Annotated in this window: 22 protein-coding genes and 2 pseudogenes; 13 read left to right on the forward strand and 11 right to left on the reverse strand. The window is 68.2% G+C overall.

What is annotated here, in order from left to right; genetic code table 11:
- Positions 1-170: 170 nt before the first annotated feature.
- From A4E84_RS39570 to A4E84_RS39580, 3 genes are all read right to left on the reverse strand, one after another.
- Positions 171-1,679, reverse strand: coding sequence for a DUF4246 domain-containing protein (locus A4E84_RS39570; RefSeq protein WP_079129308.1), 1,509 nt, complete (start codon positions 1,677-1,679; stop codon positions 171-173).
- Positions 1,680-1,785: 106 nt separating this feature from the next.
- Complete coding sequence (locus A4E84_RS39575; protein WP_062931156.1) at positions 1,786-4,098, reverse strand: FdhF/YdeP family oxidoreductase; 2,313 nt, start codon at positions 4,096-4,098, stop codon at positions 1,786-1,788.
- 36 nt (positions 4,099-4,134) lie between these two features.
- Complete coding sequence (locus A4E84_RS39580) at positions 4,135-4,755, reverse strand: SRPBCC family protein (RefSeq protein WP_062931157.1); 621 nt, start codon at positions 4,753-4,755, stop codon at positions 4,135-4,137.
- Between the two features lie 447 nt (positions 4,756-5,202).
- Between A4E84_RS39580 and A4E84_RS41775 the strand changes: the two genes are divergently transcribed.
- Together A4E84_RS41775 and A4E84_RS39585 are read left to right on the forward strand one after the other, a co-directional pair.
- A complete protein-coding gene (locus A4E84_RS41775; RefSeq protein WP_418082278.1) occupies positions 5,203-5,403 on the forward strand; it encodes a DUF4436 family protein in 201 nt (66 codons plus the stop codon).
- A gap of 438 nt (positions 5,404-5,841) precedes the next feature.
- Positions 5,842-7,233: an APC family permease gene (locus A4E84_RS39585; RefSeq protein ID WP_237305097.1), complete on the forward strand. Its 1,392-nt coding sequence runs from the start codon at positions 5,842-5,844 to the stop codon at positions 7,231-7,233.
- Between the two features lie 37 nt (positions 7,234-7,270).
- On the opposite strand, the gene A4E84_RS39590 is transcribed toward A4E84_RS39585, so the two are convergent.
- The gene (locus A4E84_RS39590) at positions 7,271-8,593 is read right to left on the reverse strand and encodes an aldehyde dehydrogenase family protein (RefSeq protein ID WP_062931159.1); all 1,323 of its coding nucleotides are present in this window, start codon (positions 8,591-8,593) and stop codon (positions 7,271-7,273) included.
- A 473-nt stretch (positions 8,594-9,066) separates the two neighbouring features.
- Between A4E84_RS39590 and A4E84_RS45980 the strand changes: the two are divergent.
- The 5 genes and pseudogenes from A4E84_RS45980 to A4E84_RS41785 form a co-directional block, all read left to right on the forward strand.
- A pseudogene (locus A4E84_RS45980) lies at positions 9,067-9,992 on the forward strand (IS630 family transposase); the annotation flags it as partial.
- A gap of 54 nt (positions 9,993-10,046) precedes the next feature.
- A protein-coding gene (locus tag A4E84_RS39605; protein WP_107308448.1) for an IS3 family transposase occupies positions 10,047-11,209 on the forward strand; the annotation gives its coding sequence in 2 pieces (ribosomal slippage) (positions 10,047-10,331 and positions 10,334-11,209; 1,161 coding nt in all).
- 32 nt (positions 11,210-11,241) lie between these two features.
- Positions 11,242-11,397, forward strand: a pseudogene (locus A4E84_RS39610) (IS630 family transposase); the annotation flags it as partial.
- A 75-nt stretch (positions 11,398-11,472) separates the two neighbouring features.
- Complete coding sequence (locus tag A4E84_RS39615; protein ID WP_062931163.1) at positions 11,473-11,835, forward strand: hypothetical protein; 363 nt, start codon at positions 11,473-11,475, stop codon at positions 11,833-11,835.
- Positions 11,836-12,147: 312 nt separating this feature from the next.
- Entirely contained in the window at positions 12,148-12,390 is a 243-nt protein-coding gene (locus A4E84_RS41785; protein ID WP_079129310.1) for a DUF5302 domain-containing protein, read from the forward strand.
- A 277-nt stretch (positions 12,391-12,667) separates the two neighbouring features.
- On the opposite strand, the gene A4E84_RS39620 is transcribed toward A4E84_RS41785, so the two are convergent.
- A complete protein-coding gene (locus A4E84_RS39620; protein ID WP_062931164.1) occupies positions 12,668-13,165 on the reverse strand; it encodes a peptidylprolyl isomerase in 498 nt (165 codons plus the stop codon).
- Positions 13,166-13,759: 594 nt separating this feature from the next.
- Between A4E84_RS39620 and A4E84_RS41790 the strand changes: the two genes are divergently transcribed.
- Positions 13,760-14,284, forward strand: coding sequence for a maleylpyruvate isomerase N-terminal domain-containing protein (locus A4E84_RS41790; protein WP_237305098.1), 525 nt, complete (start codon positions 13,760-13,762; stop codon positions 14,282-14,284).
- A gap of 163 nt (positions 14,285-14,447) precedes the next feature.
- On the opposite strand, the gene A4E84_RS39630 is transcribed toward A4E84_RS41790, so the two are convergent.
- Together A4E84_RS39630 and A4E84_RS39635 are read right to left on the reverse strand one after the other, a co-directional pair.
- The gene (locus A4E84_RS39630; protein WP_062931165.1) at positions 14,448-14,768 is read right to left on the reverse strand and encodes a transcriptional regulator; all 321 of its coding nucleotides are present in this window, start codon (positions 14,766-14,768) and stop codon (positions 14,448-14,450) included.
- Entirely contained in the window at positions 14,765-15,256 is a 492-nt protein-coding gene (locus tag A4E84_RS39635) for a hypothetical protein (protein WP_062931166.1), read from the reverse strand. The genes A4E84_RS39630 and A4E84_RS39635 overlap by 4 nt, the downstream gene beginning before the upstream one ends.
- Before the next feature lie 234 nt (positions 15,257-15,490).
- On the opposite strand from A4E84_RS39635, the gene A4E84_RS39640 reads away from it, so the two are divergent.
- From A4E84_RS39640 to A4E84_RS39655, 4 genes are all read left to right on the forward strand, one after another.
- A complete protein-coding gene (locus A4E84_RS39640; RefSeq protein ID WP_062931167.1) occupies positions 15,491-16,735 on the forward strand; it encodes an MFS transporter in 1,245 nt (414 codons plus the stop codon).
- Between the two features lie 311 nt (positions 16,736-17,046).
- Positions 17,047-17,664, forward strand: a complete 618-nt coding sequence (locus A4E84_RS39645; protein WP_062931168.1) for an NUDIX hydrolase — start codon at positions 17,047-17,049, stop codon at positions 17,662-17,664.
- Between the two features lie 515 nt (positions 17,665-18,179).
- Positions 18,180-18,851, forward strand: coding sequence for a pyridoxamine 5'-phosphate oxidase family protein (locus tag A4E84_RS39650; protein WP_062931169.1), 672 nt, complete (start codon positions 18,180-18,182; stop codon positions 18,849-18,851).
- Positions 18,852-19,038: 187 nt separating this feature from the next.
- The gene (locus tag A4E84_RS39655; RefSeq protein WP_062931170.1) at positions 19,039-19,860 is read left to right on the forward strand and encodes an SCO4651 family lipoprotein; all 822 of its coding nucleotides are present in this window, start codon (positions 19,039-19,041) and stop codon (positions 19,858-19,860) included.
- A gap of 101 nt (positions 19,861-19,961) precedes the next feature.
- Here A4E84_RS39655 and A4E84_RS39660 read toward each other — a convergent pair whose 3' ends face one another.
- The 3 genes from A4E84_RS39660 to A4E84_RS39670 all read right to left on the reverse strand — a co-directional run bounded on the left by A4E84_RS39660 (position 19,962) and on the right by A4E84_RS39670 (position 23,330).
- Complete coding sequence (locus tag A4E84_RS39660) at positions 19,962-20,627, reverse strand: hypothetical protein (RefSeq protein WP_062931171.1); 666 nt, start codon at positions 20,625-20,627, stop codon at positions 19,962-19,964.
- Between the two features lie 61 nt (positions 20,628-20,688).
- Positions 20,689-21,600, reverse strand: a complete 912-nt coding sequence (locus A4E84_RS39665) for a 5'-methylthioadenosine/S-adenosylhomocysteine nucleosidase family protein (protein ID WP_062931172.1) — start codon at positions 21,598-21,600, stop codon at positions 20,689-20,691.
- The gene (locus tag A4E84_RS39670) at positions 21,597-23,330 is read right to left on the reverse strand and encodes a hypothetical protein (RefSeq protein WP_062931173.1); all 1,734 of its coding nucleotides are present in this window, start codon (positions 23,328-23,330) and stop codon (positions 21,597-21,599) included. Before A4E84_RS39670 ends, A4E84_RS39665 begins: the two co-directional genes overlap by 4 nt.
- 84 nt (positions 23,331-23,414) lie before the next feature.
- Here A4E84_RS39670 and A4E84_RS39675 point away from each other — a divergent pair, with 84 nt between their 5' ends.
- Positions 23,415-24,143, forward strand: coding sequence for an NUDIX hydrolase (locus tag A4E84_RS39675; RefSeq protein WP_062931839.1), 729 nt, complete (start codon positions 23,415-23,417; stop codon positions 24,141-24,143).
- Here A4E84_RS39675 and A4E84_RS39680 read toward each other — a convergent pair.
- Positions 24,121-24,720, reverse strand: a complete 600-nt coding sequence (locus A4E84_RS39680; RefSeq protein ID WP_237305099.1) for a Na+/H+ antiporter NhaA — start codon at positions 24,718-24,720, stop codon at positions 24,121-24,123. The genes A4E84_RS39675 and A4E84_RS39680 overlap by 23 nt on opposite strands.
- Positions 24,721-24,756 lie beyond the last annotated feature (36 nt).

Here is a 24,756-nt window from a genome sequence, read left to right on the forward strand (position 1 = left end):
CCCCCGTTCGCCGACGTGGTGCTTGCGCGCGCATGTGCCCGCTTGTCCGCACGCTCCGTCGGCGAGGTGAGTCTGCCAACCAGAATGATCTGCGACAACTGCGTTTCAGGTGTGATGAGTTGATGTTTCAGCCAACACCTGGTGCCAGGTCTGACAAGCGGGACGGAGGTTCAGTGCTCGCAGAGGGAGAACTCTCGTTCGTAGAGCTGCTCGTTGTGTTCGTCGACGAAGAACTTGCGTTCCTGCATGAGCTGTTCGCGGTGGTTCTTGGCCTGTTCGAGCGTCATCGTCGAGGTGTCGGACCATGGTTGTTGCGGGGGTACATCGGAGGTCGAGACGATCGTTTCCGATGGGTCGACCAGGAAGAACGCGAGAATCTTGCGGTACCCCGGGCGGGTGGGGTCCTTGAGCCGGAATGTGTCGACCCGGTGTTGCAGGATGTTCGGGAACGCAAGGCAGCGGCCCGCTGGAGTCGGTGCCGATCCCAGCATCTGGTTCAGCGCGTCTTCGTCCTCCAGGCCATAGACCTCACGCAGGCCGTTGTCGTCGTTCTGCTCGTAATCCGGGTCATCGAGTGCCGCCCGGAAACTCAGCCGGCTTTCGGTGATGTTCTCGCTGTCCCAGTAGTAGATGCCGGTGGATACGATCCGCTCGTTCAGCATTCCCTCGACATGCCAGGATCCGCCGCGGTACTCGGGCTTGTCCGGGGTGAGGTGGATGGTGGCGAGCTTGACGATGACCTGGAGACGGCGGCCGCGCAGATGGACCCGGGCGGATGCGTCGGGCCGCTCGGGCGGGGTGAAGGCCGGAGCGTCGGGGAGGACGGGGCGGCGGTTTTCCCACCAGTCGTCCTGGGCCACTTCCCAGGCACGGAGGGCTTCGGCATAGGCCCCGTCATCGCCATAGGAAGCTTTGTCTGGATGCTCCGGCTCCGAGTCGTACCAGCCGTAGGGATCGGCCTCGATCCGCAGGGGCCGCGGATGGCGCAGATCGGTGAGCACGTTCTCCAGCAGCGGGAGCATGCGCGCGAACAAGTCCGGCAGGACGCCGGCCAGTTCGTGGTGATGCTCGGGGTGGACGTTGTTGACGTACGAGGCGAAGGCGACCTCGCCGTCGGCACTGACGTCGACGTCCGTGGGCAGCCACTGGAATTTCTCCGAGAACTCGTACTTCGAGTAGCGGTTCGTCGGGTTCTGCCAAGCCCGCTCGGGCGCGTCGCTCACCCCTCTCACCAGGCAGAACAGCGAGGGGTGAACCAGATCCAGTACCTGGCCGTCGGATCCGGGATGCCAGTCCAGTTCCGCTTCGGGGACCTGTTCCAGCACCTGGACCGCCTTGTGGAGCCGCGATCTGAGCGTGTCGTCGACCAACGCGTCCGACTGCCACACCCCGTCGACGGCGGACACCTCGACGCCGGTTCGGCCGTCTCTCAGCGCGGCGTAATGCGCGAGTTCGTCCAGCACGTAGCGAACTTGCGCTTCTGTGAGGCCCTGGGCGATCGCTTCGTGTGTCCACCTCGCGACGATGCCGGCATCGTTCATCTTGTCGAACCACCCCGGCTTCGCCCGGATGTGTGCGCTGCACTGCATCATCTGGAGTTCCCGCAGCGTTCGCGGTGGCGTGAACGATATGGACTGGGAAGCATGGAAGGGCAAGGGGAAAGCGGACAACCCGGTCAATTCTCTTGATCCTCACGGTCGGTGCGCGGTGGCCGGAAGGATACGTCAGCGGACTGACACTCCTGCCGTGGACAGGGCGCCAGGGCGGTCGGGATCGTGCACCGGGTCAGGCGGTTCCGGGCTGCGTCCGGTCGAGGGCGGGTTCGAGGCGCACGACGATGCCCTTCGACGTGGGCTGGTTGCTGATGTCGGCGACGCTGTCGAGCGGCACCAGAACGTTCGTCTCCGGGTAGTAGGCGGCGGCCGATCCCTTGGCGGCCGGGTAGGGCACGACCTCGAAGTTCGCGGCCCGGCGCTCGGAGCCGTCGGCCCAGACGCTCACCAGGTCGACGTGATCGCCCTGAGCGAGGCCGAGTTCGGTCAGGTCGGCCGGGTTGACGAGCACGACGTGGCGACTGCCGTGGATGCCGCGGTAGCGGTCGCTGTTGGTGTAGGGGACGGTGTTCCACTGGTCGTGCGAACGCAGCGTCTGCAACAGCAGGTGTCCCTCGGGTGCCCGGGGGACCACGCGCTCGTTGCTGGTGAACAGGGCCTTGCCGACCTTGTTGTTGTAGACGCCCTCGTTGACCGGGTTGGGCAGTTGGAAGCCTCCAGGGCGAGTCACGCGTGCGTTGAAGTCGTGGAAGCCCGGCACGATGCGGGAGATGCGGTCGCGGATGGTGCTGTAGTCACCCTCGAACGTGTCCCAGGGGATGTCCGCCTTGCCGTCCAGGGTGCGGCGGGCGAGCCGGCACAGGATGGCGACCTCGCTGAGCAGCAGCGGGGAGGCCGGTTCGAGGCGGCCCTGGGAGGTGTGCACCTCGCTCATCGAGTTCTCGACGGTGACGAACTGCTCGCCGTCGGCCTGCACGTCACGCTCGGTACGCCCCAGGGTCGGCAGGATCAGCGCGGTGTCGCCGCAGACGGTGTGCGAGCGGTTGAGCTTGGTGGAGATGTGAGCGGTCAGCCGGCACGAGCGCATCGCCTCCTCGGTGACCTCGCTGTCGGGAGCGGCGCGGACGAAGTTGCCGGCCAGGGCGAGGAAGACCTTGGCGCGGCCCTCGCGCATCGCCCTGATCGAGTCCACCGAGTCCAGTCCGTGCGGGCGCGGCGGGTCGAAGCCGAACTCCTTCTGCAGAGCGTCGAGGAACGTGTCCGGCATCTGCTCCCAGATGCCCATCGTGCGGTCGCCCTGGACGTTGCTGTGGCCGCGTACCGGGCAGGCGCCGGTACCGGCGCGCCCCAGGTTGCCGCGCAGCATCAGGAAGTTGACGATCTCCCGGACGGTGGGCACGCCGTGCTTGTGCTGGGTGATGCCCATCGCCCAGCAGACGATGACCCGCTTGCTGTTCAGGACCTCGTCGCGGACCTTCTCGATCGCCTCACGGCTCAGCCCGGTCGCCGTGTGCACGTCGTCCCAGTCGACGGTGCGGGCGTGCCGGGCGAACTCCTCGAAGCCGGTGGTGTGGGCGTCGATGAAGTCGTGGTCCAGGACGGTGCCGGGCGCCGCGTCCTCGGCCTCCAGCAGAAGGCGATTGAGGGCCTGGAACAGGGCGAGGTCGCCGCCGGGCTTGATGTGCAGGAAGCGGTCGGCGATCTGCGTGCCGCGTCCGAGGATCGCGCTCGGCTTCTGCGGGTTCTTGAAGCGTCGCAGCCCGGCTTCCGGCAGCGGATTGACCGCCACGATCCGGCAGCCGTTGTGCTTGGCCTCCTCCAGGGCGCTGAGCTGGCGCGGGTGGTTACTGCCAGGGTTCTGCCCGACCAGGAAGATCAGATCGGCGTGGTGGAGGTCGGTGAGGCCGACGGTGCCCTTGCCGGTGCCCAGCGTCTCGCTCAGGGCGAAGCCGCTGGACTCGTGGCACATGTTGCTGCAGTCGGGCAGATTGTTGGTGCCGAAGGCACGGGCGAAGAGCTGCAGAACGAAGGCGGCCTCGTTGCTGGCGCGGCCGGAGGTGTAGAAGACGGCCTCGTCGGGGGAGTCCAGCGCGGTCAGTTCCTGCGCGAGGACGCCCAGGGCGTCGTTCCAGCTGATGGGCTCGTAGTGCTCCGAACCGGGCCGTTTGATCATCGGCTCGGTGAGCCGGCCCTGCTGGTTGAGCCACATGTCGGAGCGGGCGGCGAGATCGGAAACGCTGTGCTCACGGAAGAAGTCGGCGGTGATCCGGCGCGTGGTGGCCTCGTCGTTGATGTGCTTGGCGCCGTTCTCGCAGTACTCGTTGCGATGACGCCGGCCCGGGGCCGGGTCAGCCCACGCGCAGCCGGGACAGTCGACCCCGCCCACCTGGTTCATGGCGAGCAGGTCCACCCCGGTCTTGCGCGGGGAGGTCTGCTCCAGGGAGTACTCCAACGCGTGCACGACCGCGGGGACGCCGGCCGCCCACTTCTTCGGCGGTGTCACGGAGAGGGTGGTCTCCGGCTCCTCACCGGGCGGGTTCTGCATCGCTTCGCCTTTCTCTCACCGGGTCCGGCACGCCGGTCAGCCGACGGGCCACTGGGCCACACGGCTCCTGGGCGGTTCCGGATGGTCGTGCTGCACGCGGCCGTTGCGGATCGTGCCGCGCCAGGCCCCGCCCTCCTGCCCCAGTCCTTCGATGAACTGCTTGAAGTTCATGAGCTCCCCGCGCACCAACCGGGCCGTCAGCCGCACGGCCCTGGACGAGCGGGTGAGGATCCTCGCGGCTCCCCGCGGTTCCAGGAGCATCCGGACAGTGATCGCGGTGCCGCCGGACTCCGTCGGCCTGAACTCGACCTCGCCCTGGTGGGAGGGGGTCTGCTCCAGGCCGCGCCAGGCCACGTAGGCGTCGGGGTCCTGCTCCACGATCTCGACCGCGAAGCGGTGGCGCAGGGGTCCGTAGCCGATGGTCCAGGCGGTCACGGTGGGCCTGATCTGCTCGACGCCGCGCACCGCTGTCGAGAACCGCGGGAAGGCCTTGAACTGCGTCCACTGGTTGTACGCCGTCCGCACCGGCACCGCGACCTCGACCGTCTCCTCGACGTGCCGCTCCCGCAGCGAACGGTGGCGCCTGACGCCGTCACCGTCCGTGCGCATGCCCGGCGTGTTCGGCACGGCCTGCTGGGCGTCGTCCTTGTGCGCCATCGTGGTCTCTCTTCCGGGGCGCGGGAGCCCGGCGTCCGGGCACCCGGCCTCCGCTCGTACGGCAGGTCTCTTCTCCCGGTTCCCCCATCGTGCACGTCGAGTCGCCCCGGTGCCTGCCGGGGCGGGCCCGCTCACGAGACCGTTCTGGGGCGGCTGAGGCCGCTGAGGCAAGGGGCGCCCAGATGTGCGCCCGAGGCAGGCTGCCCGCACTTCGCGCTCGCCAGGACGTCCGCATGCACGCCCTCGGACCACCCGCTACCGTGGGTTACGTGCGTTGCGCCGGCCCGCCCCGGCGTCCCACGGGAGGCCCGGGCGGTGGGACCGTAGCTTCCGCGGACCAGATGACCTCGCCGCTCGAAGTACGAGAGATGGCACTGAGCCGAGCCCTTTCCAGGTGGCGAATGCAGGCGGTGTCCGGCGAGGCGGGCGGGGCGGCCCCGGGGGCCCATCTCAGCCTCCAGATCTCGGGGGCGCTCTCAGGTCGCCCTCGCCGCCTTCCGTAACACCGCCCCCGGCACACCCCCGATCGGCTGCGTGCTGGACTGGTTCGCCCTCCTGTGGGCCGAGTCCATCATCGCCCTTTGCCTGATCACCGTGGTGATCACGGGCGCCGACAAGGCCCTTCACCAGGCTGCGCCCCCCACATAGTCCTCTGCTGCACTGGGCCGGCCAGACCCGCGGTCAGGCATATACGGCGGCAGGCCAGGATCGGTGGTTTCCGGCGCGAGGGCATCCGCGTCCGACACCGTGAGTCCGAGGTCCCGGTCAGGAAGGCACCCAGCCGGTAGGCGCCGCCCTGACCTGGCCGCGTCCGCCCTGCTTCATGTGCGGGCACGGTGCCGGTGCTGTGCTGACCGCCTACGGGCCAGGACCGGGACGGACAGCGGTTCCTCGTCGCGCCGCGCAGCACCTGCTCGGCGGATGTGGAGCCACCGCCGCTCCCTGCGCAGGGTCCACGTCGGCGTCGGCAAGGGATGCGGTGCTGCACTTCTTGGGCGGAGGCCGCCTGCGCTCGGTGGCGGGTGGCCGGTGGCCGGTGGCCGGTGGCCGAGCGTGCATCGCGCGGAGCGGGGGACACGAGGCGGTATGGCGAGAAGAGTCGGGAACAGCGCGTCGGCGGAGTCGGTGGAACAGGGCGGGGCACAGGAGGGAACGGCGCTCAGGCGCGCCCTGACGACCCCGCTGCTGTACTTCTTCATTCTGGGCGACGTGCTCGGCGCCGGCGTGTACGTCCTGATCGGCCAGGTCGCGGCAGACGCCGGGGGAGCGGTGTGGGTGCCGCTGGTCGTCGCGCTACTGCTGGCCTTGCTCACCGCTGCCTCCTACGCCGAGCTGGCGACGAAGTATCCGCGGGCGGGCGGAGCCTCCCACTACACGACCCGCGCTTTCGGACCGTTCGCAGGATTCATCGCGGGCTTCTGCATGCTGGCCGCCGGCGTCGTCTCCGTGGCCGCTCTTGCCCGCGGCTTCGGCGGCGACTACTTGTCGGCCTTCGTGACACTGCCGGTGGGACTCGTGGCCGTGCTGTTCCTGGCCTTGCTCGCCCTGGTGAATGCGCGGGGCATCAAGGAGTCGACCCGCGCCAACGTCGTCGCCACCGTCATCGAGGTGGGCGGGCTGGTCGTCATCGTCGTCCTCGGCGCGTGGCTGCTGCTTCGCGGTGACGGCGACGTCGGACGGCTCGTGCAGCTGGGCACACCGGAGAAGGGGGCAGCGGCGGCCGTGCTGAGCGGCTCGGTACTGGCGTACTACTCCTTTGTCGGGTTCGAGACCTCGGTGAACGTCGCCGAGGAGACCCGCGACCCGCGGCGATCCTATCCGCGGGCCCTGTTCGGGGCCCTCGCCACCGCCGGAGCCGTGTACGTGCTGGTGGGCATCGCCGCGTCCGCGGCGGTACCGACCGCCCGGCTGGCCGGGTCGAGCGGGCCGCTGCTGGAGGTCGTGGAGGAGGCAGGCGGCGTGCCGTCCCGCCTGTTCAGCGCCATCGCGCTCGTCGCCGTGGCCAACGGCGCGCTGCTCACCGGCATCATGTCCTCACGCCTGGCCTACGGTATGGCGAAGGACGGGCTGCTGCCCGCCGCGCTCACCAAGGTGCTGCCGGGCCGTCGCACACCGTGGGCCTCGATCGCGGTCACGACGCTGCTGGCGATGCTGCTGTCGCTCACCGGCAGCGTCGCGACCCTGGCTTCCACGCTTGTTCTGTTGTTGCTGCTCGTCTTCCTCATGGTCAACACGGCGGTGCTGGTCCTTCGCCGGGACCCGGGCGAGGCCGACCACTTCCGGGCCCCAACCGCACTGCCCTTGCTCGGCATCGCGTCCTGTGTCGTGCTTGCCACGCAGATCGAGGCACAGGTGTGGCTGCGCGGAATTGCGATCGTGGCCGTCGGTACGGTGCTCGGCGCGCTCACCGTCGTGCAGCGAGACAGGAGGACCGACGAGGATGAGGACGGGGATGGGGATGGGGACGTGCGGGTGTAGCGGCGATCGACCACCGGATCAATCCCGGCCGTGGCCGTCAGCGCAGCGGCTTGTCCAGAACCGCCTTGCGGTGGCTGAAGGTCTCGATGGAGTAGGGGCCGTGGTAGTTGCCCATGCCGCTCTCTCCCACCCCGCCGAACGGCAGGTCGGAGACGGTGAGATGAGCGAGCGGCAGGCCGTGGCCCAGGCCGCCCGAGGAGGTCTCGGCGGCGAACCGAAGCCGCGTCCTGTCGGACTCGCTGAAGACGTACAGGGCGAGCGGCTTGTCCCGGTCGTTGATGAAGTCGATCGCCTCGTCGAGGCCGGAGACGGTGACGATCGGGAGGATGGGGCCGAAGATTTCCTCGCGCATGACGGGCGCGTCGGGGGCGACGTCGGCAAGGACGGTGGGCGCGATGTACTTCGCCGCGCGGTCGCTCGTGCCGCCCACTACAGTGCGGCCGGAGTCGAGCAGGCCGGTGAGCCGGTCGAAGTGACGTTCGTTGATGATCCGCCCGTACTCGCCGGAGGCTGCCGGGTCGCTGCCGTACAGCGCGTTCACGGCGTTCGCGAGCAGCGGTTCCAGAGCCGCCGCGGTATCCGGATCAGTCAGGACGTAGTCGGGGGCGACGCAGGTCTGTCCGGCGTTCAGGAACTTGCCGCGGGTCAGCCGGTCCGCGACGACGGCCAGGTCGGTGTCGCGGTCGACGAACGCCGGTGACTTGCCGCCGAGTTCGAGGGTGACCGGGGTGAGGTGCTCGGCGGCGGCACGCAGCACGATACGGCCGACCGTGCCGTTGCCGGTGTAGAAGATGTGGTCGAAACGCTCGGCCAACAGGGCCGTGGTCTCGGGCACCCCGCCCTCCACCACGGCGACCGCGTCGGTGTCGAGGTACGCCGGCAGCAGCCGGGCCAGGACGGCGGACGTGGCGGGGGCCAGCTCGCTCGGCTTGGCGATCACCGCATTGCCGGCGGCCAGGGCACCGACCACGGGGGTGAGCAGGAGCTGGGCCGGGTAGTTCCAGGGCGCGATGACCAGGACGACGCCGAGGGGATCGTACTGCGTCCAGACCGCCACGTCGGCGCCGAGGTGAGCCGGGGCCGGGGCGGGCTCCGGGCGCAGCCAGTCGGCGAGGTGGTCGAGGGTGTGGTCGATCTCGCGCACGGTGAAGTCGATCTCGGTTCGGAAGGCCTCTGTGGCGCTCTTGCCCAGGTCGGTGTGGAGAGCGGCTGCCAGGTCCGTGCCGTTCTCGGTGAGCATGTCCCGCAGTCGGCGCAATTGGGTCATGCGCCACTCGGCCGGCTTGGTCCGGCCGGTACGGAAGGTGGCGCGCAGGCGGGCGACGACAGCGGCGGGCTGCTCAGGGGCGGAGTGGTTCACGAGTACCTCACAGGCTCACAGTCAGATGTATATACCAACCTTCTGCCCGCTCCCCTGCATTCCAGAGATTCCGTACCGCATCGGTGCCGTGTGTCACAACCGGCCGGGATGCACTGGGGCGGGCGATCTCCTGTGGGATGACGTGAGTTCCTTCTTCGACCCGGACGTCATGGGATCATTCGGGAGATCGGGCGGCGGCTGGGCATGCCCGTGCTGGTAGACCCGGAAGGTTTCGCAGACCGACAGGTCAGGTGACTGCGGCCGAGGCTGCGGTTCGAGGACGGTGCCGTCGAGGAGCGTCGCGAACAGCGCATCGGCCCGGCGGGGCGTCTGGCGAGGCAGAGCAGGGCCTGAGGGTGGTGCTCGCCCTGCTCGGAGAGGAATGGGCCCGTTTGAGTTGCTTCTGAACCTGAACGAGTGATGTCGGGGCGTTCGCCAGATCCAAGGCTCCTGGTCCGGTACTGCTGGGGGCTGTGAGGTATGCGCAAGGTGGGGGCTTCACCGACACCGAAAGGGCTGCTCGTGAGCGAGTGCGTCTGGATGCGGTGGTCCGGTTCGAGGCTGGGCAGACGACCAGAGCCGTCGCGACCGCGCTCAGGGTGTCGGAACGGTCGGTGGAACGGTGGCGACGTCAGTGGCGTGAGGGCGGTGCACCTGGTGTCGCCTCGAAAGGATCGCCTGGCCGCTCCCGGCTATCCGACGGCCAAATTTCCAGACTGGAAAGAAAGTTGGAGCGCGGTCCACTCGCGCATGGCTGGGCGGATCAGCGGTGGACGTTGGCCCGTGTGAAGACCTTGATCGGTCGGATGTTCCACGTCTCCTACACCGTGGAGGGCACGTGGCGATTGTTGAAGCGGCACGGCTGGTCGTGGCAGCAGCCGGCACGGCGAGCGATCGAGCGCGACGACGACGCGGTGGACCTCTGGAAGAAGGAGGTCTGGCCGCGGGTAAAAGCACCGCGGCGGCCTGCGACGGATGGATCGTCTTTGAGGACGAGGCCGGTCAGTCGCTGACGCCGCCGCGGGACAGGACCTGGAGCCGCAGGGGCTGCACCCCGGTGGTCCGCGTACGCGGCCGAGGCTCAGGCCGGGTATCGATAGCAGGCATGACCTGCCACAAGCTCGGCGAGCGGTCCCGGCTCTTATACTCCGTCCGCGAGTACACCGGACGCAAGGACCAACCCAAAGGCTTCGGCTGGCGCGACTTCCGCGACCTGCTGATCCGTGCACGCACCCAGCTCGGCGGCCCGATCGTCCTTGTCTGGGGCAACGTCCGCTTGCACCTGACCAAGCCCCTGCAAGAGTTCATCGAAGCGAACGCAGACTGGCTCACGGTCTTCCAGCTGCCTACCTACGCGCCTGACCTGAACCCGCAAGAAGCTATCGGGTCTGCCGCACGATCGGGTGACATCTGAACTGGCTTGCCCTGTGGGGTGGGTGGGAAGGATGTCGCTGTGCCCAAGCCTTATCCGGAGGAGTTCCGTCAGGACGTCGTGCGTGTCGCGAGGAACCGCGGGCCGGGTGTGACGGTCGAGCAGGTGGCCACCGATTTCGGAGTCCATCCGATGACGTTGTGGAAGTGGATGCGTCGCGCGGACATCGACGACGGGACCAAGCCCGGAACGACCAGCCAGGAGAGCGCAGAGCTTCGGCAAGCGCGTCGGCGGATCAAGCTGCTGGAGCAGGAGAACGAGGTCCTGCGGCGGGCCGCGGCCTATCTGTCGCAGGCCCATCTGCCGGGAAAAGGATCTACCCGCTCGTGAAGGAGCTGACCAGGGACGGGGTGCCCGTCACGGTGACGTGCCGGGTGCTGAAGCTCGCCAGACAGCCCTACTACCGCTGGCTGGACCAGCCGGTGACCGACGCCATGCTGGAGGAGGCGTATCGCGCGAACGCGCTGTTCGACGCGCACCGTGACGATCCGGAGTTCGGCTACCGCTTCCTGGCCGACGAAGCGCGTAGCGCCGGGGCCGTGATGGCGGACCGGACTGCATGGCGGATCTGCCGGGACAACCGCTGGTGGAGCGTGTTCGGCAAGAAGCGCGGCAAGGGCAAGAAGGCCGGCCCGCCGGTGCACGACGACCTCGTCCGCCGGGACTTCACCGCGACCTGTGCGAACCGGCTGTGGCTCGCCGACATCACCGAGCACGCCACCGGCGAAGGCAAGCTCTATCTCTGCGCGATCAAGGACGCCTTCAGCAACAGGATCGTGGGCTACTCCATCGACGAGCGGATGAAGTCCCGCCTGGCCGTGACCGCCCTGGACAACGCCGTGGCCCGGCGCGGAGACGTCGACGGTTGCATTCTGCACAGCGATCGCGGTTCGCAGTTCCGCTCCCGGAAGTTCGTCCGGGCGCTCGACCGCCACCGGATGGCGGGATCGATAGGGAGGGTTGGAGCTGCCGGCGACAACGCGGCCATGGAGCCCTTCTTCAGCCTGTTACAGAAGAACGTCCTCGACCGCCGGAGCTGGGCCACCCGCGAGGAACTGCGGATCGCGATCGTGTCCTGGATCGAGCGGACCTATCACCGGCGCCGCCGACAAGCCTCGCTCGGCCGGTTGACCCCCGTCGAATTCGAGACCGTCATGACCACGTCGGCTCTCCGGGCCGCGTGACCGTACCTGTCACCCGAACCTGCATCAGACCCATCTGGTCGCTGGTCAAGCGAGACATCGGCAACCTCGCCGCCGCTGACCTCGGCCAGATCACCCGCGCCGTGAAGCGCAAGCTCAAGATGCTGCAGTACCGACCGGAGATCATCGACGGCTGCCTCGCCGGCACCGAACTGGCCCTGGACGCGTGAACACACCGGCCGGCCGAACGGCGATAGGCCAGGCACGGTCGGAGCCAAAAGCCCCTGCTCAGATACGGTGACGGGATGACCGAGAGCCTGCCTGCCGACGTAGCCGACGTGCTTGCGGCAGTCCTGAACACGGACAATCCGCTTCATGCCGCGCTCCGACGGCAGGTTCCGCACCTCAGCGTGCGAGCTCGCTGCACATGCGGGTGCGGTACCGCCTACTTCGAACTCGACACCAGCGAGGTCGAGCCCGCGCCCACCGGCCCCGGCACTGTCGTGGCGGCCGAAGCGCAGCTCGTCACTGAGGCCGGTGAGTGCCCCGGCGAGGTCCTGGCCTTCACGCAGGGCGGCTACTTGTCGTGGCTAGAAGTCTGTTCATGGAGCGACGACATTGACGTGACACTGGCCGCTGCGCGTCACTGGCTGCAGCCACGCTCTTGATCCCGGACGGCCAGCGCCCAGCGGTTTCCGATCTGCACGACACCACGATCCGACCGACATCACGAATTCAAGTTCAGTTGCTTCCTCGTCCAGCGGTTGTTCGCCGCGATTCGAGGAGCCCGCGCTGCGGGCCGCGGGGTGAGACCGGCGTAGGCGGCGAGATGACCGAAAGAGCCCTCTCGGTGTCGCGCCGCGACCCGAGAGGCGACCTGCCGGGCGTCGACGAAGCCGGGCAGGTACGGGCCGTGGCGCCGCACGCGGTACTCGGCATGACAAGCTGTGCTTTCCAACGCCCGAGCCCAGGAGGTCACCATGGCCGCAGAGTCTCCATCACCCGAAGGTTCGGAGTCGGCTGACGCCGAGAGCCCTGCCCTCACGCCCGACGCTGACGGTCAATACGATCTGAAGCGCAAGTTCCGGGAGGCTCTGGCCCGCAAGCGCGGTATGCAGGCGGATGCCGCCGACCTCGCTGCGAATCCTCACGCGTCAAAGATCCGCGGCGCGCACGGACCGGCTGCCAACCAGCGGTCGTTCCGGCGTAAGAGCGGCGGCTGAGCCTGGAACGGCCGCTGGATGAGACTCGGCAGGACACGGCCCGGCAATCGTGCCGATGAGGTGGGCTGTGCCCTGCCGGGTGGCAAGGGAAGGCCTGCCGGAGCGCCACGCCGGCGGCCGAACCCACCTGGCGCCCCTTCAGACGGCGTGAGCTGCTCGGGAGGCAGCTACTGGCCGCTCCCATCCTCCTCCCGGGCCCTCTCATGGGCCCGGGAGCCATCCGCGGCATACGGCCCGATTCGGTCACCCCGACTACGGGCCCGCAAGCGGCGTACGGTCAGAGAGCGCCGCAGTCGGCGATGGTGATGGTGGCCGAGGTACGGCCGGACCGTGAGCCGTAGCTCTCGATCTTCCGCACGAGTTCCATGCTGCTCTCGTCGGCGACCTCACCGAACACGACGTGCTTGCCGTCAAGCCACGACGTCACGATCGTGGTGATGAAGAACTGCGAGCCGTTCGTGTTCGGGCCGGCGTTGGCCATGGAGAGCTGGCCGGGCTTGGTGTGCTTGAGCGTGAAGTTCTCGTCGGCGAACTTCTCGCCATAGATGCTCTTGCCGCCGGTGCCGTCGCCACGGGTGAAGTCGCCGCCCTGGAGCATGAACTCCGGGATGACCCGGTGGAAGGACGAGCCCTTGTAACCGAAGCCCTTCTCTCCGGTCGCCAGCGCGCGGAAGTTCTCCACGGTCTTGGGGGCGACGTCGTCGAACAGGTTCATGTTGATCCGGCCGGCGGGAACGTCGTCGATGGTGATGTCAAAGAAGACCTTGATAGTCATGCCCCCATCTTGACATCTGGCGCCCACCCGGCTGGCCCGGGTACCCCGAGGACCCCTCTGCGGGCCTGCAGACCCCGTGGAGGCCTGGTCTTCTCGCGATGGTCAGCATGATCATCGCCCGGAAAGCCGGGGCTCGGGCAAGGATCCGGCAGGCGGCTTCCTGACCATCCGTGTCCGGCACGCGGGTGGCCATGAGGATGACGTCCGGGCGCAGGCGTCGGCCGGTCCACAGGATCCGTCGGTTCAGCAGGATCCTTCGGTTCAGCAAGATCCTCCGGTCCGGCAGGATCCGGACGCGGACCGGGTAGCCGCCGCCCCAGCGGCGATGGGCGCCCAGGTCGCCGCCGTAGACCGCGGCCCGCTCGCGCAGCCCGAGTCGTCCCCGTCCCGCTCCGCGAGCCGGCCTGGGGCCGGTCGGCTGCGTGGCCGACAGCCCTGCATGCCAGGACGCTTGGTCGGCCGTCCAGGACTTCGACGCGCAGGTGGCGCTGCGCGTACCGCACTCCCACCTCGGCAGTCGCTCCGTCGCTGTGTTTGCAGGCGTTGATCAGAGCCTCCCCGCCATCGCTACCACACCGCACTCGGCGGCTGGAAGTGGATCAGAACAGCAAGGCTTCGACAGTGGTCAACTCCCTGATAGGTCCTGACGAACTGGCGCTTCCGGTCTCGCAAGCGCATGCCCGGGCGCTTGAACTGGCCGATCAGCTCGACGGCCGGCAGAAGGACGCAGCGTCTGCCCTGCCCGGGTGGAGCCGTGGGCATGTCCTCCAGCACCTCGCCGACAATGCTCGTGCCTTCGAGCGGCAGGCGCTGGCTGCTCTGCGCGGTGAGCTCATCGACATGTATGACGGCGGTCAGGGGAAGCGAGACCAGTCCATCGAGTGGTGCCGCCCGACCTTGGCCGAACTGCGTGAGGACCTGCGTCTGGCCCAGCAGTCACTGGAGGACTCGTGGAGCCGGCTGACGGCAGCGGACTGGCGACGCCCGGTCCGATTTGGTCGTGCCACGGCGCTGGATACCGCGCTGGCACGATGGCGAGAGGCGGAAGTCCATGCCGTCGACCTCGCGCTCGGATACCCCCCGCGACTGGTCGCGGCAATTGGGTCCGTGGCCGCCTGACCCCCGCAGATTGAGGTATCCGTCGGCACGCATCCGGAATGTCGTGACGCGTGGAGACTTGACGCACGACCGCCGGGGCTGTGGCTACCCGCTGTGACAAACGGAGATTCGTCGACCTCGGCGCGGTCACCGCTGCCGTGCCCTCGTCTGGCTCCGGTCGTGATCAGAGAGCCGGATCCGACGGCCCCACGATCGCCCGCAGCGCCGCAAGGTGCCCCCGGTAGGCATCTCGGCCTGGCCGGGTCAGGTGCAGCCATACGCGCTGCCGGGTGTCGCGGACGGCCTTGCGCTGCCCGACGTAGCCGGCGTCCATCAGCACGGTTACGTGCTTGCTCAACGCGGACGCGGACAACTCGAGTTGCTTTTGGACCAAGCCGAACTCCGCCTCGCCCGCGGCGTCCAGGAGGGCGCAGATGCGCAGTCGGTTCGGGGCGTGGATGGTGGTGTCGAAACCCTCCAGAGGGTCGTGCTTCTCGGCGCTCACGCGGTCTTTCCGTGCAGGCGGACGAAGGCGAGGTGGAAGCCGACGGACACGGCGACACCGATCAGCGAGGCCGCGACCAGCCACACCGGCCATCCCGTGACGCGGAACGCGAACGCTGCTCCCACCAGCAACACGGGCAGACCGACGGCGAGTGGCACGGTTGCCCGCTTCGGCAACACGTCCAACCGCAGCGCCACGCCGGTCTTGTTTCGCCAACTCTTGGCCGCGACGGCGAAGAGCGCCCCGTACACCGCGGTGATCACCAGCATGATGCCCACCCAGGCGGGGCCAGGCAGCAGCCAGTCCGGCTCGGCCATGACGCCTCCGTAGGTGATCGGCAGCGCGGCAACGTAGAGCGTGAGCGTGATGAAGAACCAGGTCGGCCACGGTGTGGCCGACAGCGTTGCGGCGGAGGCCCGGATGCGCTCGGTGTCGGACAGCGCGGAACGGGCCTGCTCTGGCGTCAGTCGTACCCCGTGAGTTTCCATGACGGAAAGAGTAGCCGCTGGTTTCCAGTACGGAAAGGGGAGAGTTTCCAATATGGCAAGCGAGCGGCACGCTCGCTTGGGGTTTGTCTCTAGATGCCGTGGCCGTCCGCAACTACAGCGGCGCCGGCGTAGGTGAAGGCGCCGGCCAGGGGGGGACTGAACGGACACACCTGGCCCGGTGCCGGTCCTATAACCCGTTGACGGGCGAGCCGCCCGGTGCCGACGATCAGACGCATGCCCGCCGCCCTCGCGCCTCTGCGTCACCGCCCGTTCCGTCACCTCTTCATCGGTACGACGGCCAACCTGCTCGGCAACGGGGTGGCGCCGATCGCCCTGGCGTTCGCCGTGCTCGATGCCACTGGTTCGGTCGGCTCGCTCGGGCTGGTGGTCGGCGCCCACTCCCTCACCAGCATCCTCTTCCTGCTGTACGGCGGGGTGTTGGCGGACCGGCTGCCGCGCGGCCCGCTACTGGTCGGCAGCAGCGCGGTCAGCGCCGCGAGCCAGGCGGTGATCGCCACCCTGGTGCTCACCCACAGCGCCGCCATCCCCCTGCTCATGGTGCTCGCCGCGGTCAATGGGGCGGCCAGTTCCTGCTACCAGCCCGCCGCCCAGGCCTTGCTGCCCCAGACCGTGCCGCCCGAGTCCCGCCGCGCCGCCCTGGCGCTCTCCCGGACAGCGAGCAGCAGTGCGATGATCGTGGGCGCCTCGCTGGGCGGCGTACTGGTCGCCGCGGTCGGCCCCGGCTGGGGCCTGGCCGTCGACGCTGCCAGCTTCGCGCTCGCTGCCGCGTCCTTCGCGCTGATCCGCGTCCAGGCCGCGGCGCCGCCCGCACCCAGCCCCGGCGTGGTGCACGAACTGCGCGTCGGCTGGCAGGAGTTCACCTCCCGAAGCTGGGTGTGGGTGATCGTGGTGGCCTTCTGCTTCCTCAACGCCGGCATCACCGCCTCGTTCACCGTCCTGGGCCCGGCCGTCGCCGACATCACCGGGATCGGCCGCAGCGGCTGGGGCCTCGTCGTCGCCGCAGGCTCGCTCGGTGCGGTCGCCGGCGGCGTACTGTCGCTGAGCTGGCGACCCCGGCGCGCGATCCTGGTCGGCTGCGCGCTGATGGGCCTGACGGCGATGACCCCGCTGCTGCTCGCACTCGCCCCGTACACCTGGGCGCTGGTCGTGGCCAACTTCGTGGCCGGCGTGGGCATCGAACAGGCCGGCGTCGCCTGGTACTCGACCCTCAACGAGCAGATCCCCGAGGACCGCCTGGCCCGCGTCTACGCCTACGACGACCTCGGCTCCTACCTCGCCCTCCCGCTCGCCCAGTTCGCCGCCGGACCCGCCGTACTCCTCCTCGGCCTGCACGCCACCCTCTACGCGGCCGCCGCGCTCATCCTCCTCGCCACCCTCGCCATGGTCGCCACCCCCTCCGTCCGCGCGCTGGTCCCGAAGGCCGCAGTACCCGCCTCCGAAGATCCGGTACCTGGCTGAGCTCGACTCCGGCACGTACAGGCAGCAGTGCAGCCGCACACCGACTTCGCCGGACCTAGGGCCGGACCACCCACCGGCGTGGTCGCCCAACGCCCGGCGGGCGGTACCCGGACCGCGAAGGCGGTCTACTGTCCACATGCGGCAAGCTCGACGACGGACAGGCCCGGCTGCGCGCCACGTGCGCTTTTCACCCGAGCGAGTAGGGCCCCCGGCGTGACGCCCACACCGCTCCCGCGGATGAGTCGGGTAGGTGCGGTGCGCACCATAGGATCACTGCACGTGGCACATACTCCTCCGGACAGGAAGCGTGGATGACCTCAACTGGCGGCCCTTTCACCGAGCATGACGATCAGCCGCGTGCCCGCCTTCTGGAGCTGGTCGGCGCCATCGAACCCTGGGACGACCTGGAGCGCACCCATCTGAAGACCGCGACGCGGTGGATCGCCGGCGGAGCCCCGGTCTACCGGGTGCGCAAGCCGGATGTTCCCGCGATGCACTTGGTGAGCTACTTCGTCGTCCTCGACGACACCAGCGGTCAGCTGCTGCTCGTCGCGCACCGCAAGGCGGGCCTGTGGCTGCCGGCCGGCGGACACGTCGAGCCGGAGGAAGACCCGTGGGCCGCGGTGGTGCGCGAATGTCGTGAGGAGCTGGGCATCCAGGCCACGGCCTCGCAGATCACCGGCGAGCTCCCCTTCTTCCTCACCGTCACCGAGACTCGGGGGCAGGGCGCACACACCGACGTCTCGCTCTGGTACCTCCTCGACGCCGATGCTGACACCGTCACCTCCTACGACCAGGACGAGTTCGACGCGATCCGGTGGCTGACCGGCGAGCAGGTGCTCGGGGAATCGGACGAGCTGCTCGACCCCCACATGCACCGCTTCACCCGCAAGCTGCAGCATGCCCGGGCAGGAAGGCATTGCGGGTAGCCTCCCTCCGCCGCCTCCAGGCCCGCGGGGTGCGATCGCTGTGCCGGATCGGCTCTGGCGACGGCCTGGTGCTGTCCGCGCTGGCCGGGCGTGCGGCCCGGTGGCCGCTGCCGATGCAGCGGATGCTGGTGGCGGCGCCGGCGGAATGGCCAGGCGGCCGAGGCGACCGCGGTCCTTGGACGTCTGCTGGACGGTCCCCTCGGGACCGAGATCCAGGCCGGTGCGATCGACGCGCTCGGCAGGCGACGAGCTTCAGCAAGCGTCGCTGCGCTCCTGCGCCGTGCAACGGGGTCGACCCGGCCCGGAACCGGCCCTCGTCACCGTGGCCCGGTCCGTGCCCCTCGGCCGGCCTGCTCTACCCTCATGGGCATGGCCGGTGCGATTTTCGGCCTGAGCGGCGATGCAATCAGGTCACGTGAGTCTTGTGAACACCGGGCCAGCCCGGACAGAGGCGCTCGCACTCCCTGGGCCCAGTGGACCGCTGCACTCGACTGAATGCCTGTCAGGGAGGACCGTTGCACCACGACGAGCGAGCAGAGCGGCCCGGAAGCCACGGAGAGCACCAGATCCAGCGTGAGGTGGGCACCGTCGACCGCGCAGATCGGTTCTACGGCGAACAGGTGCTCGACCGGCTCAACTCGCGGATGACGGAGTTCGTAGCCCGTCAGGAGATGTTCTTCCTCGCCACGGCGGACGGGCAGGGGGAGTGCGACAGCACGTTCCGGGCCGGACCGCCCGGTTTCCTCCAGGTGATCGATGCCGCGACCCTGGCATACCCGGAGTACCGCGGGAACGGGGTCATGGCCTCGCTCGGCAACATCCGGGAGAACCCCCACGTCGGCATCCTGATGATCGACTTCTCCCAGGACCGTATCGGTCTGCATGTCAACGGCCGCGCCCGGTTGGTCACCGATGAGGACATGCGCCGAAAGTACCCCGGCCTCCCCGTCGATCCGGTCCCGGGGCGACGTCCTCAGATGTGGGTGGAGGTCGAGGTCGAAGAGGCATACATCCACTGCTCGAAGCACATACCGAGGCTGGTCAAGGCACCGCTGCGGCAGAGCGTCGACGAGGCGCATGGTGCAGCCGGTGACGCCGGGCAGGCCTGGGGCACGGACGACGTCAGGCGCAAGGGCGGTGACTACTTCGGAGCAGCGGCCCGACGACACGGGTTGGCTCCGCGCTGAGAAGTACCACGGAGGCGGTGCTTCTCACCAGGGAAGGGGCTGAGCCCGATCCCTTGGTCGCGGCCGTGGCTGATGGAGGTATCTTCATGTGGCTCTGGCCGCGACGGCGTGAGCCGAGCCCGAGCAGTCTCAGCCGGCCGGGTGAGGATCCACGCTGCCGAGGCGCCCAAGAACCTCGGAGAATGACATGCGCCGTCCTCTCGCGCTCGCCGCTGCCGCCACGCTGCTGTGTGTCGGCTGTTCCACGGCTGATGCCGGTAACCGCGACAAGCCCGCGGCCGCGCCATCGCCACCGTCGTCCGGCTCGTCGTCCGGCTCCGGCTCCGGCTCCGCCGTTCGAGCGGCCGTTGCGGCTCTCCGTGAGGACACGGCCGGCTTCCGCCAGAAGTTCGAACTGGAGAGCGAGGGCCAGGTGTACGGCCTCACCATCACCGGTGGCTTCGACTTCGCCGGGGACAAGGGTCACCTGGCGGTCGACCTTCCCGGCGGCGCCATCGACCACAGTGACCAGATCTTCGCGGACAGCAAGATCTACATCAGCGGTGTCCAGGGAATCGGCGAGGACACCTGGGGGGTCATGCCCCGGGACGAGGCGGAGGCCCACTACTTGCTGCGGTCCCCGCTCAACGACCCCGAGCACGTCCTGCAGCAGATCGCCGCGATGCGCAAGATCTCCCGGGAGGGGACGGAGAACGTCCAGGGGGTGCGCGCCGTGCGTTACCGAGGCATCCTCGACCACCGGACCGTCACCCAGCGCATGGCCACGGATGTGCGCACGAGGATGGAGCAGGCCCGCGACGCCCTGGGGAGCGATGTACCGGTCTTCGCGGACGCGTGGGTCGACGACCGGGGGCGGCTGGTGCAGATCCGCATGAGTGTGAACATGTCCGGTACGCGGGTCACGCTGACGATGGCCCTGTCGGACATCGGTGAGCCGGTCCGCGTGAAGGTTCCGCGGGCCTCGGACACGGTCCCCGTCACCGAAGCCGGCGGCATCCTGAACGGCTGACCCGGATGGCTGCCGGGCCTCCTATCAGCGGGCTCCCACCGCCTGACCGCAGGCTGCGGCTGTGGCACGCCGGCGCGGGAGGGGGACAGAGCGATGCAGCGTCAGCTGGGCGACGTGGTGGGGGTGGTCGTGCTGTTCGCCCATGCTGTGTCGAATTGCTGGAGGGCGATGGTGTAGAGGAGGCCGGGGGCTCGTGCGTAGAGACAAGGGGAGTTCCTGCCGTGCGCGTTGTCGCTGTAGAAGGTGAGGTAGGCGACCTTGTCGGTGGCTATGACGCGGCATGTGTGCGGGAGGTTGTAGCTGTGCAGTCGGATGTTGCGTTGTGAACGAGCGGCCTGGGCGAGGTAGTTGATATTGGCTCGAACTTGGCTTCTGAGCAGGGCCGGGGTGAAGCCCGGGTCGAAGCGGGCGACATCCTGGCACCGGCGGTCAAGCCAGGAGTCGTCCGGTGTGTCCGGGTCGGGAAGCAGGATCTGGACGGATGCGGGCGTGCTGTCGCCGGACCACAGAGGGGCGAAGGCCTCGCGGGTGAGTATGTTGCCGCGTCCGGCCATGACCTTGACCCAGCGGGCCCGGACGAGATCCTGGCTCATGCTCCGCTCTGCGGCGGATTGGCGGCGGTAGACGCGGCGGAGCCCGGTGCCGGTGAACCAGGAGCACGCAGCGGTGAGCCACCACAGGGGGCGCGAGGCGCGCAGCAGGCTGAGGGCGAGCAGGAGGGCGCTGGTGATGAGGGAGCTGAGTATGCCGAGCAAGAAGGCGTTCACGCTGAGGCTCCAGTGATGGAAGTGGTCTCCTTGGACGGTGCTCGCGGTGTCCGGGGCTGAGCTAGCAGAGGTAGGGGAGTAGTCGGCTCAGGACGTGGGCGGCGTTTCTGGCGGCGAGTTCGTGGTGACTGTGGCCCTTCTCTTCGTCGGCGTTGTCGGAGACGCCGCGAATGACGATCCAGCCGGGGTTCGCTGTGTCATGGACTGAGTTCTCCTGCCAGTACTGACTGAGCCCGCCGGCTTCCATGTCTACGGCCAGGACCTTCTCGTGGTAGGTGGTGAGGTAGGTTCGAATGTCACTGGCCCGGTCGGCGATGACGGCTTCGCCGGACCCGATGACTCCGGGATACACCTCGTACTCGTTGCCGGCGTGTGCGGTCATTTGGCCGTTGATGCGCGCCGGCGTCCCGTGAGCGGTGAAGTAGGCATTCACGGCGTGAACGACTTGCGCGGGTGCTTGCCGGTGTTCTCCGCGGTGACGAGTGTCTCCCCGGGGATTGATCTTGCGGTTCTCGTAGTAGACGACGTCGGTGGAGACGATCACATTGCCGATCCGGGCGTAGTCGTCATGGATGCCGCCTCCGACGCCGACGAGGGCCCACAGACGGGGGTTGTAGTGGCGTCGGAGGTTCTCCAGAGCGGCCATGGTCGACCGCTGGCCCTGGCTTTGCGTCTGTGTGGCCACGACGCGCAAGGTGGCGCCGGGGACGGTGTGTTCACCCTGGTAGAAGTAGAGACCGCTGGGCCTTTTGTGCAGGGTGAGTTTCAACTCGTCGATGATGGACCTCAGTTCCTCACTGAGGATGGTGACGATCCCGAGGTCCCACCGGGCGTCCGCTTCGGCGGCGGGGTCGGCGGCAGGATCGGCGGCGGGCGGCGACGTGATCGCGGACGCTTGCGCGTTGGCTCCGATCGCGATGTTGCTGAAGTGGTTGTTGTTGCCGTGGCTGATGATGCCTCGGTTGTTGGTCATGAAGGGGCTCCGTTGTCGGACGGCAAGGGCGGGTTGGCGGGAGCGCCGACCTGAGCTGCTTCACCTACGGCGTTATTGGTGAAGCTGTTGTTGTCACCGAAGTTGAAGATCCCGCTGTTAATGATCTTGAGTGCACGATCGTCGAAGTCGGAGGTGTCGACGCCCTTGTCGTGCAGGAAGTCGCTGGCAGCGCTCAGAAGCCGCTGCTCTATGGTTTTCATGCGCCCGAGGATGTCGCTCTTTTCGAGCTGCACCTTGGTCCATGCCTGAGACGATTCTTGCCTTATGCTGACGCGGCTGCCGATGAGGATGTTGCGGATCGGCGTCGTAGTCAGGTCGCGGGGCAGGACAGCGGCCTTCGCCAGTGCGTAGAAGTAGCGGAAAAGCCGCCAGGAGCACTGGATGTCGGAGGGCAGGGCGGTCAGTTCGTTGAAAGCGGCCAGTACAACGGCTGTCGCGCCGTGGTGGCCGAATTCTTCAACTCGCTGAAATGACCGTGGTGTGTGCGCGAGCACGCAGGCCGCCGTGGACAGGCTCAGGGTTCGTCCCTGCAGGCTGACGTGCAGCAGGACGGTCGCAACGAATTCCGCTCCGTCGGCGGGTGTGGTGACTTCGAGGAAGTGATGCTGTTTCGATTCCGGGGTGTTGATGATGGAGCGCAAGTCGCCCCGGGTGAAATGGTGCGGAAGGAGCGATCGGTCTGCGGCGACATCGGTTTCGGCGACGTAAACGCGGTCCCGGACCTCTGCCGGCAGTCGGACGTCATGGCTGTCCGTGTTCAGCAGCAGCACCGCTTCGCGCAGGTACTCAACGAGTTCGTGTGCCTGGAAGGGCGGCACGGGGTGCTCACGCTCGTGCAGCGGTGCCTCGTCGGTATCGGGCCGCAGCAACTGGATACTCATCGGCGGGTTCCACTGGTAGACGAGTTCGCCGGCTCCGATGAACGGTGATTCGTCACCGAAGAGGGTGAACACGGTGAAGTCATCGTCTTCGTCGTCGTTGTGCCGTGGACGGCGGTACACGGCGCACATGTGGTGCTGTTGGCGGTCGGCTGCCCGCTGCCGGCCGGACAGGCGGGCGGGCCGCAGCGCCCGTGTGCGCAATATGCGGTTGAGGGTCAGCTGGCGTGCGGCTCCGACGGCGAGGTAGACGAGTATCACCGCTGTGGCCACGCGGAGGGCCGTCATTGCCTGCTGCGGATAGACGAGTGCGATGACCAGAATGGTCAGGGCCAGCCACAGCGCGGCCGTGGCGACGCGTTTGATTGCGTATGTCTTACGTGTTGTATGGCGCGGAAAGAGAAGTTTGAGGAGGTAGCGATGCGCCTGTAACGTGCCGAGGCCGCCGCGTCTGGACTTCTGGGCAGGGATCGGCTGGCGATCGACGCTTCGCAGGAGGGTGGCGAGCCGGAGGAGCAGTAGGAGCCCCAAGCCGCTGGCGACAAGGACGGCCGCGGGAACGGCCCCGGCGAGCAGGGGGCCGACTACCGCAGCTAGCACCGTGGCGCGAGGGAGCGCGCTGAGAGCAGCGGCACGCCACGCGTGATGCATGACGGGGACGATGTCGAAGCCATAGGACGGGGCCACCCTGCGGTGTGGCGCCGTGCATACTCGGTCGATCACGAGATCACGGAAACGCTCATCCACGTACACGCCGACACAGAGGTGACGGGTGGCGGCGGTGGGTTCGAGCGCTATGTCCTGTGTCGGTGGCGCATGGGAAGTGGTCATGTCCTGCCCCCGCTCCTACAGTTATGGTTGATGCGACCATAAGTGGCTGCAGAGTTTAAGTCAATGAGACCTTTAGGGGTGCAGGTGGATGACTGGCTGAAAGACTCGGACGAGGTCGAAGCCTCATGGCTGACCGTGGACCTCGCGATCTTCACCCTGAGGGACGATCAGCTGATGATGCTCCTGGTCGAGCGTGGCCTCGAGCCCTTCCGTGGCAAGCCCGCCATGCCCGGAGGTTACGTACAGAAGAACGAGACCCTTCGTGAGGGAGCCCTGCGTGAGCTGGCGGAAGAAGCCGGCATTGACGGCAGCCGACTTCATCTCGAGCAGCTCGGCACCTATGCAGACCCCGGACGTGACCCACGGGGCAGGGTGGTCACGGTCGCCTACCTCGCGCTCGGCCCCGACCTGCCGGACCCCGTGGGTGGCACAGACGCCGAACGCGCCTTCTGGGCCCCCGTGGCACACCTGGAAGACGGCACCCTCCACCTGGCGTTCGACCACAGAGAGATCCTGACGGAGGCCCTGGAAGAGGTCCGCAGAAGGCTCGAATACACCGCTGTGGCCGCAGCCTTCTGCGAGGAGCCCTTCACGCTCACAGAGCTGCGCACGGTCTACCAAGTGATCTGGGGTCAGAACCTGGACCCGAGCAACTTCCGCCGTAAAGTACTCAACACAGCAGGATTCGTGCAGCCGACAGGGCAGCAACGGCTGCCCCCCACTGGCCGCCCGGCCGCCCTCTACCGCCGCGGACAGGCATGGCTGCTCAGCCCGCCCCTGCTGCGTGCCACTACGTCCGGTCGGCGAGACTGAGACGGACCCAGCCGCGGAACAATGATGTCGTAGAACGCTGCGCGCTGGTCCGTGCACGGTCACGTGACGACCCGGTCAGCAGGCCCGTCCCACTGAAGAACGCTTGGTGGACGAGATACCCGGTGAGCTCCGCAGCGAGCAGGCCCCACGCCGCGACCACGTCGACTCCCGCTGCTCGGTGTGGTTGGCGAGGCGCTGGTGGTGGCGGCTGTGGCGGCCTGGACGGCGGGGTGAGCAGGGCCGCAGCGGTGGACGTCAGGAGGGTGGTGCCCCTGGCATCGGTGAGGTGGACTTCACCGGTGTAGGAGAGTTCGGCGATCAGCAGGGAGTCCGTGCTGGTGAAGCGGCCGGTCAGCCAGGTGCAGCCGAGGATGCCGAGGAACTTGCCCACGAGCAGTCCGCCGAGGACGCCCCAGGTCATGGTGCAGGCGAAGAAGCCGCCCGGGCCGGAAGGGGAAACGCCGGCGGACATCACCGCGAAGACCGGCAGCGCGATCCCGGCTGTGAACGGACGCGGGGCTTCTTCGGCCTGGTGTGAGGGCGAGACGCGCTCGCCGTCTCGCATGTGGGTGCGCATGAGCAGGCCCACGGCGACCCCGGCGTATGTCCGGCC

This window comes from Streptomyces qaidamensis (assembly GCF_001611795.1).
Taxonomy (GTDB): Bacteria; Actinomycetota; Actinomycetes; order Streptomycetales; family Streptomycetaceae; genus Streptomyces; species Streptomyces qaidamensis.

Bases quoted from the DNA above. Each gene is read 5' to 3' on its own strand.
- A4E84_RS39635 (WP_062931166.1), bottom strand. From the start codon at position 15,256: ATGGAAACTCACGGGGTACGACTGACGCCAGAGCAGGCCCGTTCCGCG.
- A4E84_RS39680 (WP_237305099.1), bottom strand. From the start codon at position 24,720: ATGCGCACCCACATGCGAGACGGCGAGCGCGTCTCGCCCTCACACCAG.
- A4E84_RS39620 (WP_062931164.1), bottom strand. From the start codon at position 13,165: ATGACTATCAAGGTCTTCTTTGACATCACCATCGACGACGTTCCCGCC.
- A4E84_RS39670 (WP_062931173.1), bottom strand. From the start codon at position 23,330: ATGACCACTTCCCATGCGCCACCGACACAGGACATAGCGCTCGAACCC.
- A4E84_RS39665 (WP_062931172.1), bottom strand. From the start codon at position 21,600: ATGACCAACAACCGAGGCATCATCAGCCACGGCAACAACAACCACTTC.
- A4E84_RS39580 (WP_062931157.1), bottom strand. From the start codon at position 4,755: ATGGCGCACAAGGACGACGCCCAGCAGGCCGTGCCGAACACGCCGGGC.
- A4E84_RS39615 (WP_062931163.1), top strand. From the start codon at position 11,473: ATGACCGAGAGCCTGCCTGCCGACGTAGCCGACGTGCTTGCGGCAGTC.
- A4E84_RS39585 (WP_237305097.1), top strand. From the start codon at position 5,842: ATGGCGAGAAGAGTCGGGAACAGCGCGTCGGCGGAGTCGGTGGAACAG.
- A4E84_RS41785 (WP_079129310.1), top strand. From the start codon at position 12,148: ATGGCCGCAGAGTCTCCATCACCCGAAGGTTCGGAGTCGGCTGACGCC.
- A4E84_RS39575 (WP_062931156.1), bottom strand. From the start codon at position 4,098: ATGCAGAACCCGCCCGGTGAGGAGCCGGAGACCACCCTCTCCGTGACA.
- A4E84_RS39655 (WP_062931170.1), top strand. From the start codon at position 19,039: ATGCGCCGTCCTCTCGCGCTCGCCGCTGCCGCCACGCTGCTGTGTGTC.
- A4E84_RS39640 (WP_062931167.1), top strand. From the start codon at position 15,491: ATGCCCGCCGCCCTCGCGCCTCTGCGTCACCGCCCGTTCCGTCACCTC.
- A4E84_RS39645 (WP_062931168.1), top strand. From the start codon at position 17,047: ATGACCTCAACTGGCGGCCCTTTCACCGAGCATGACGATCAGCCGCGT.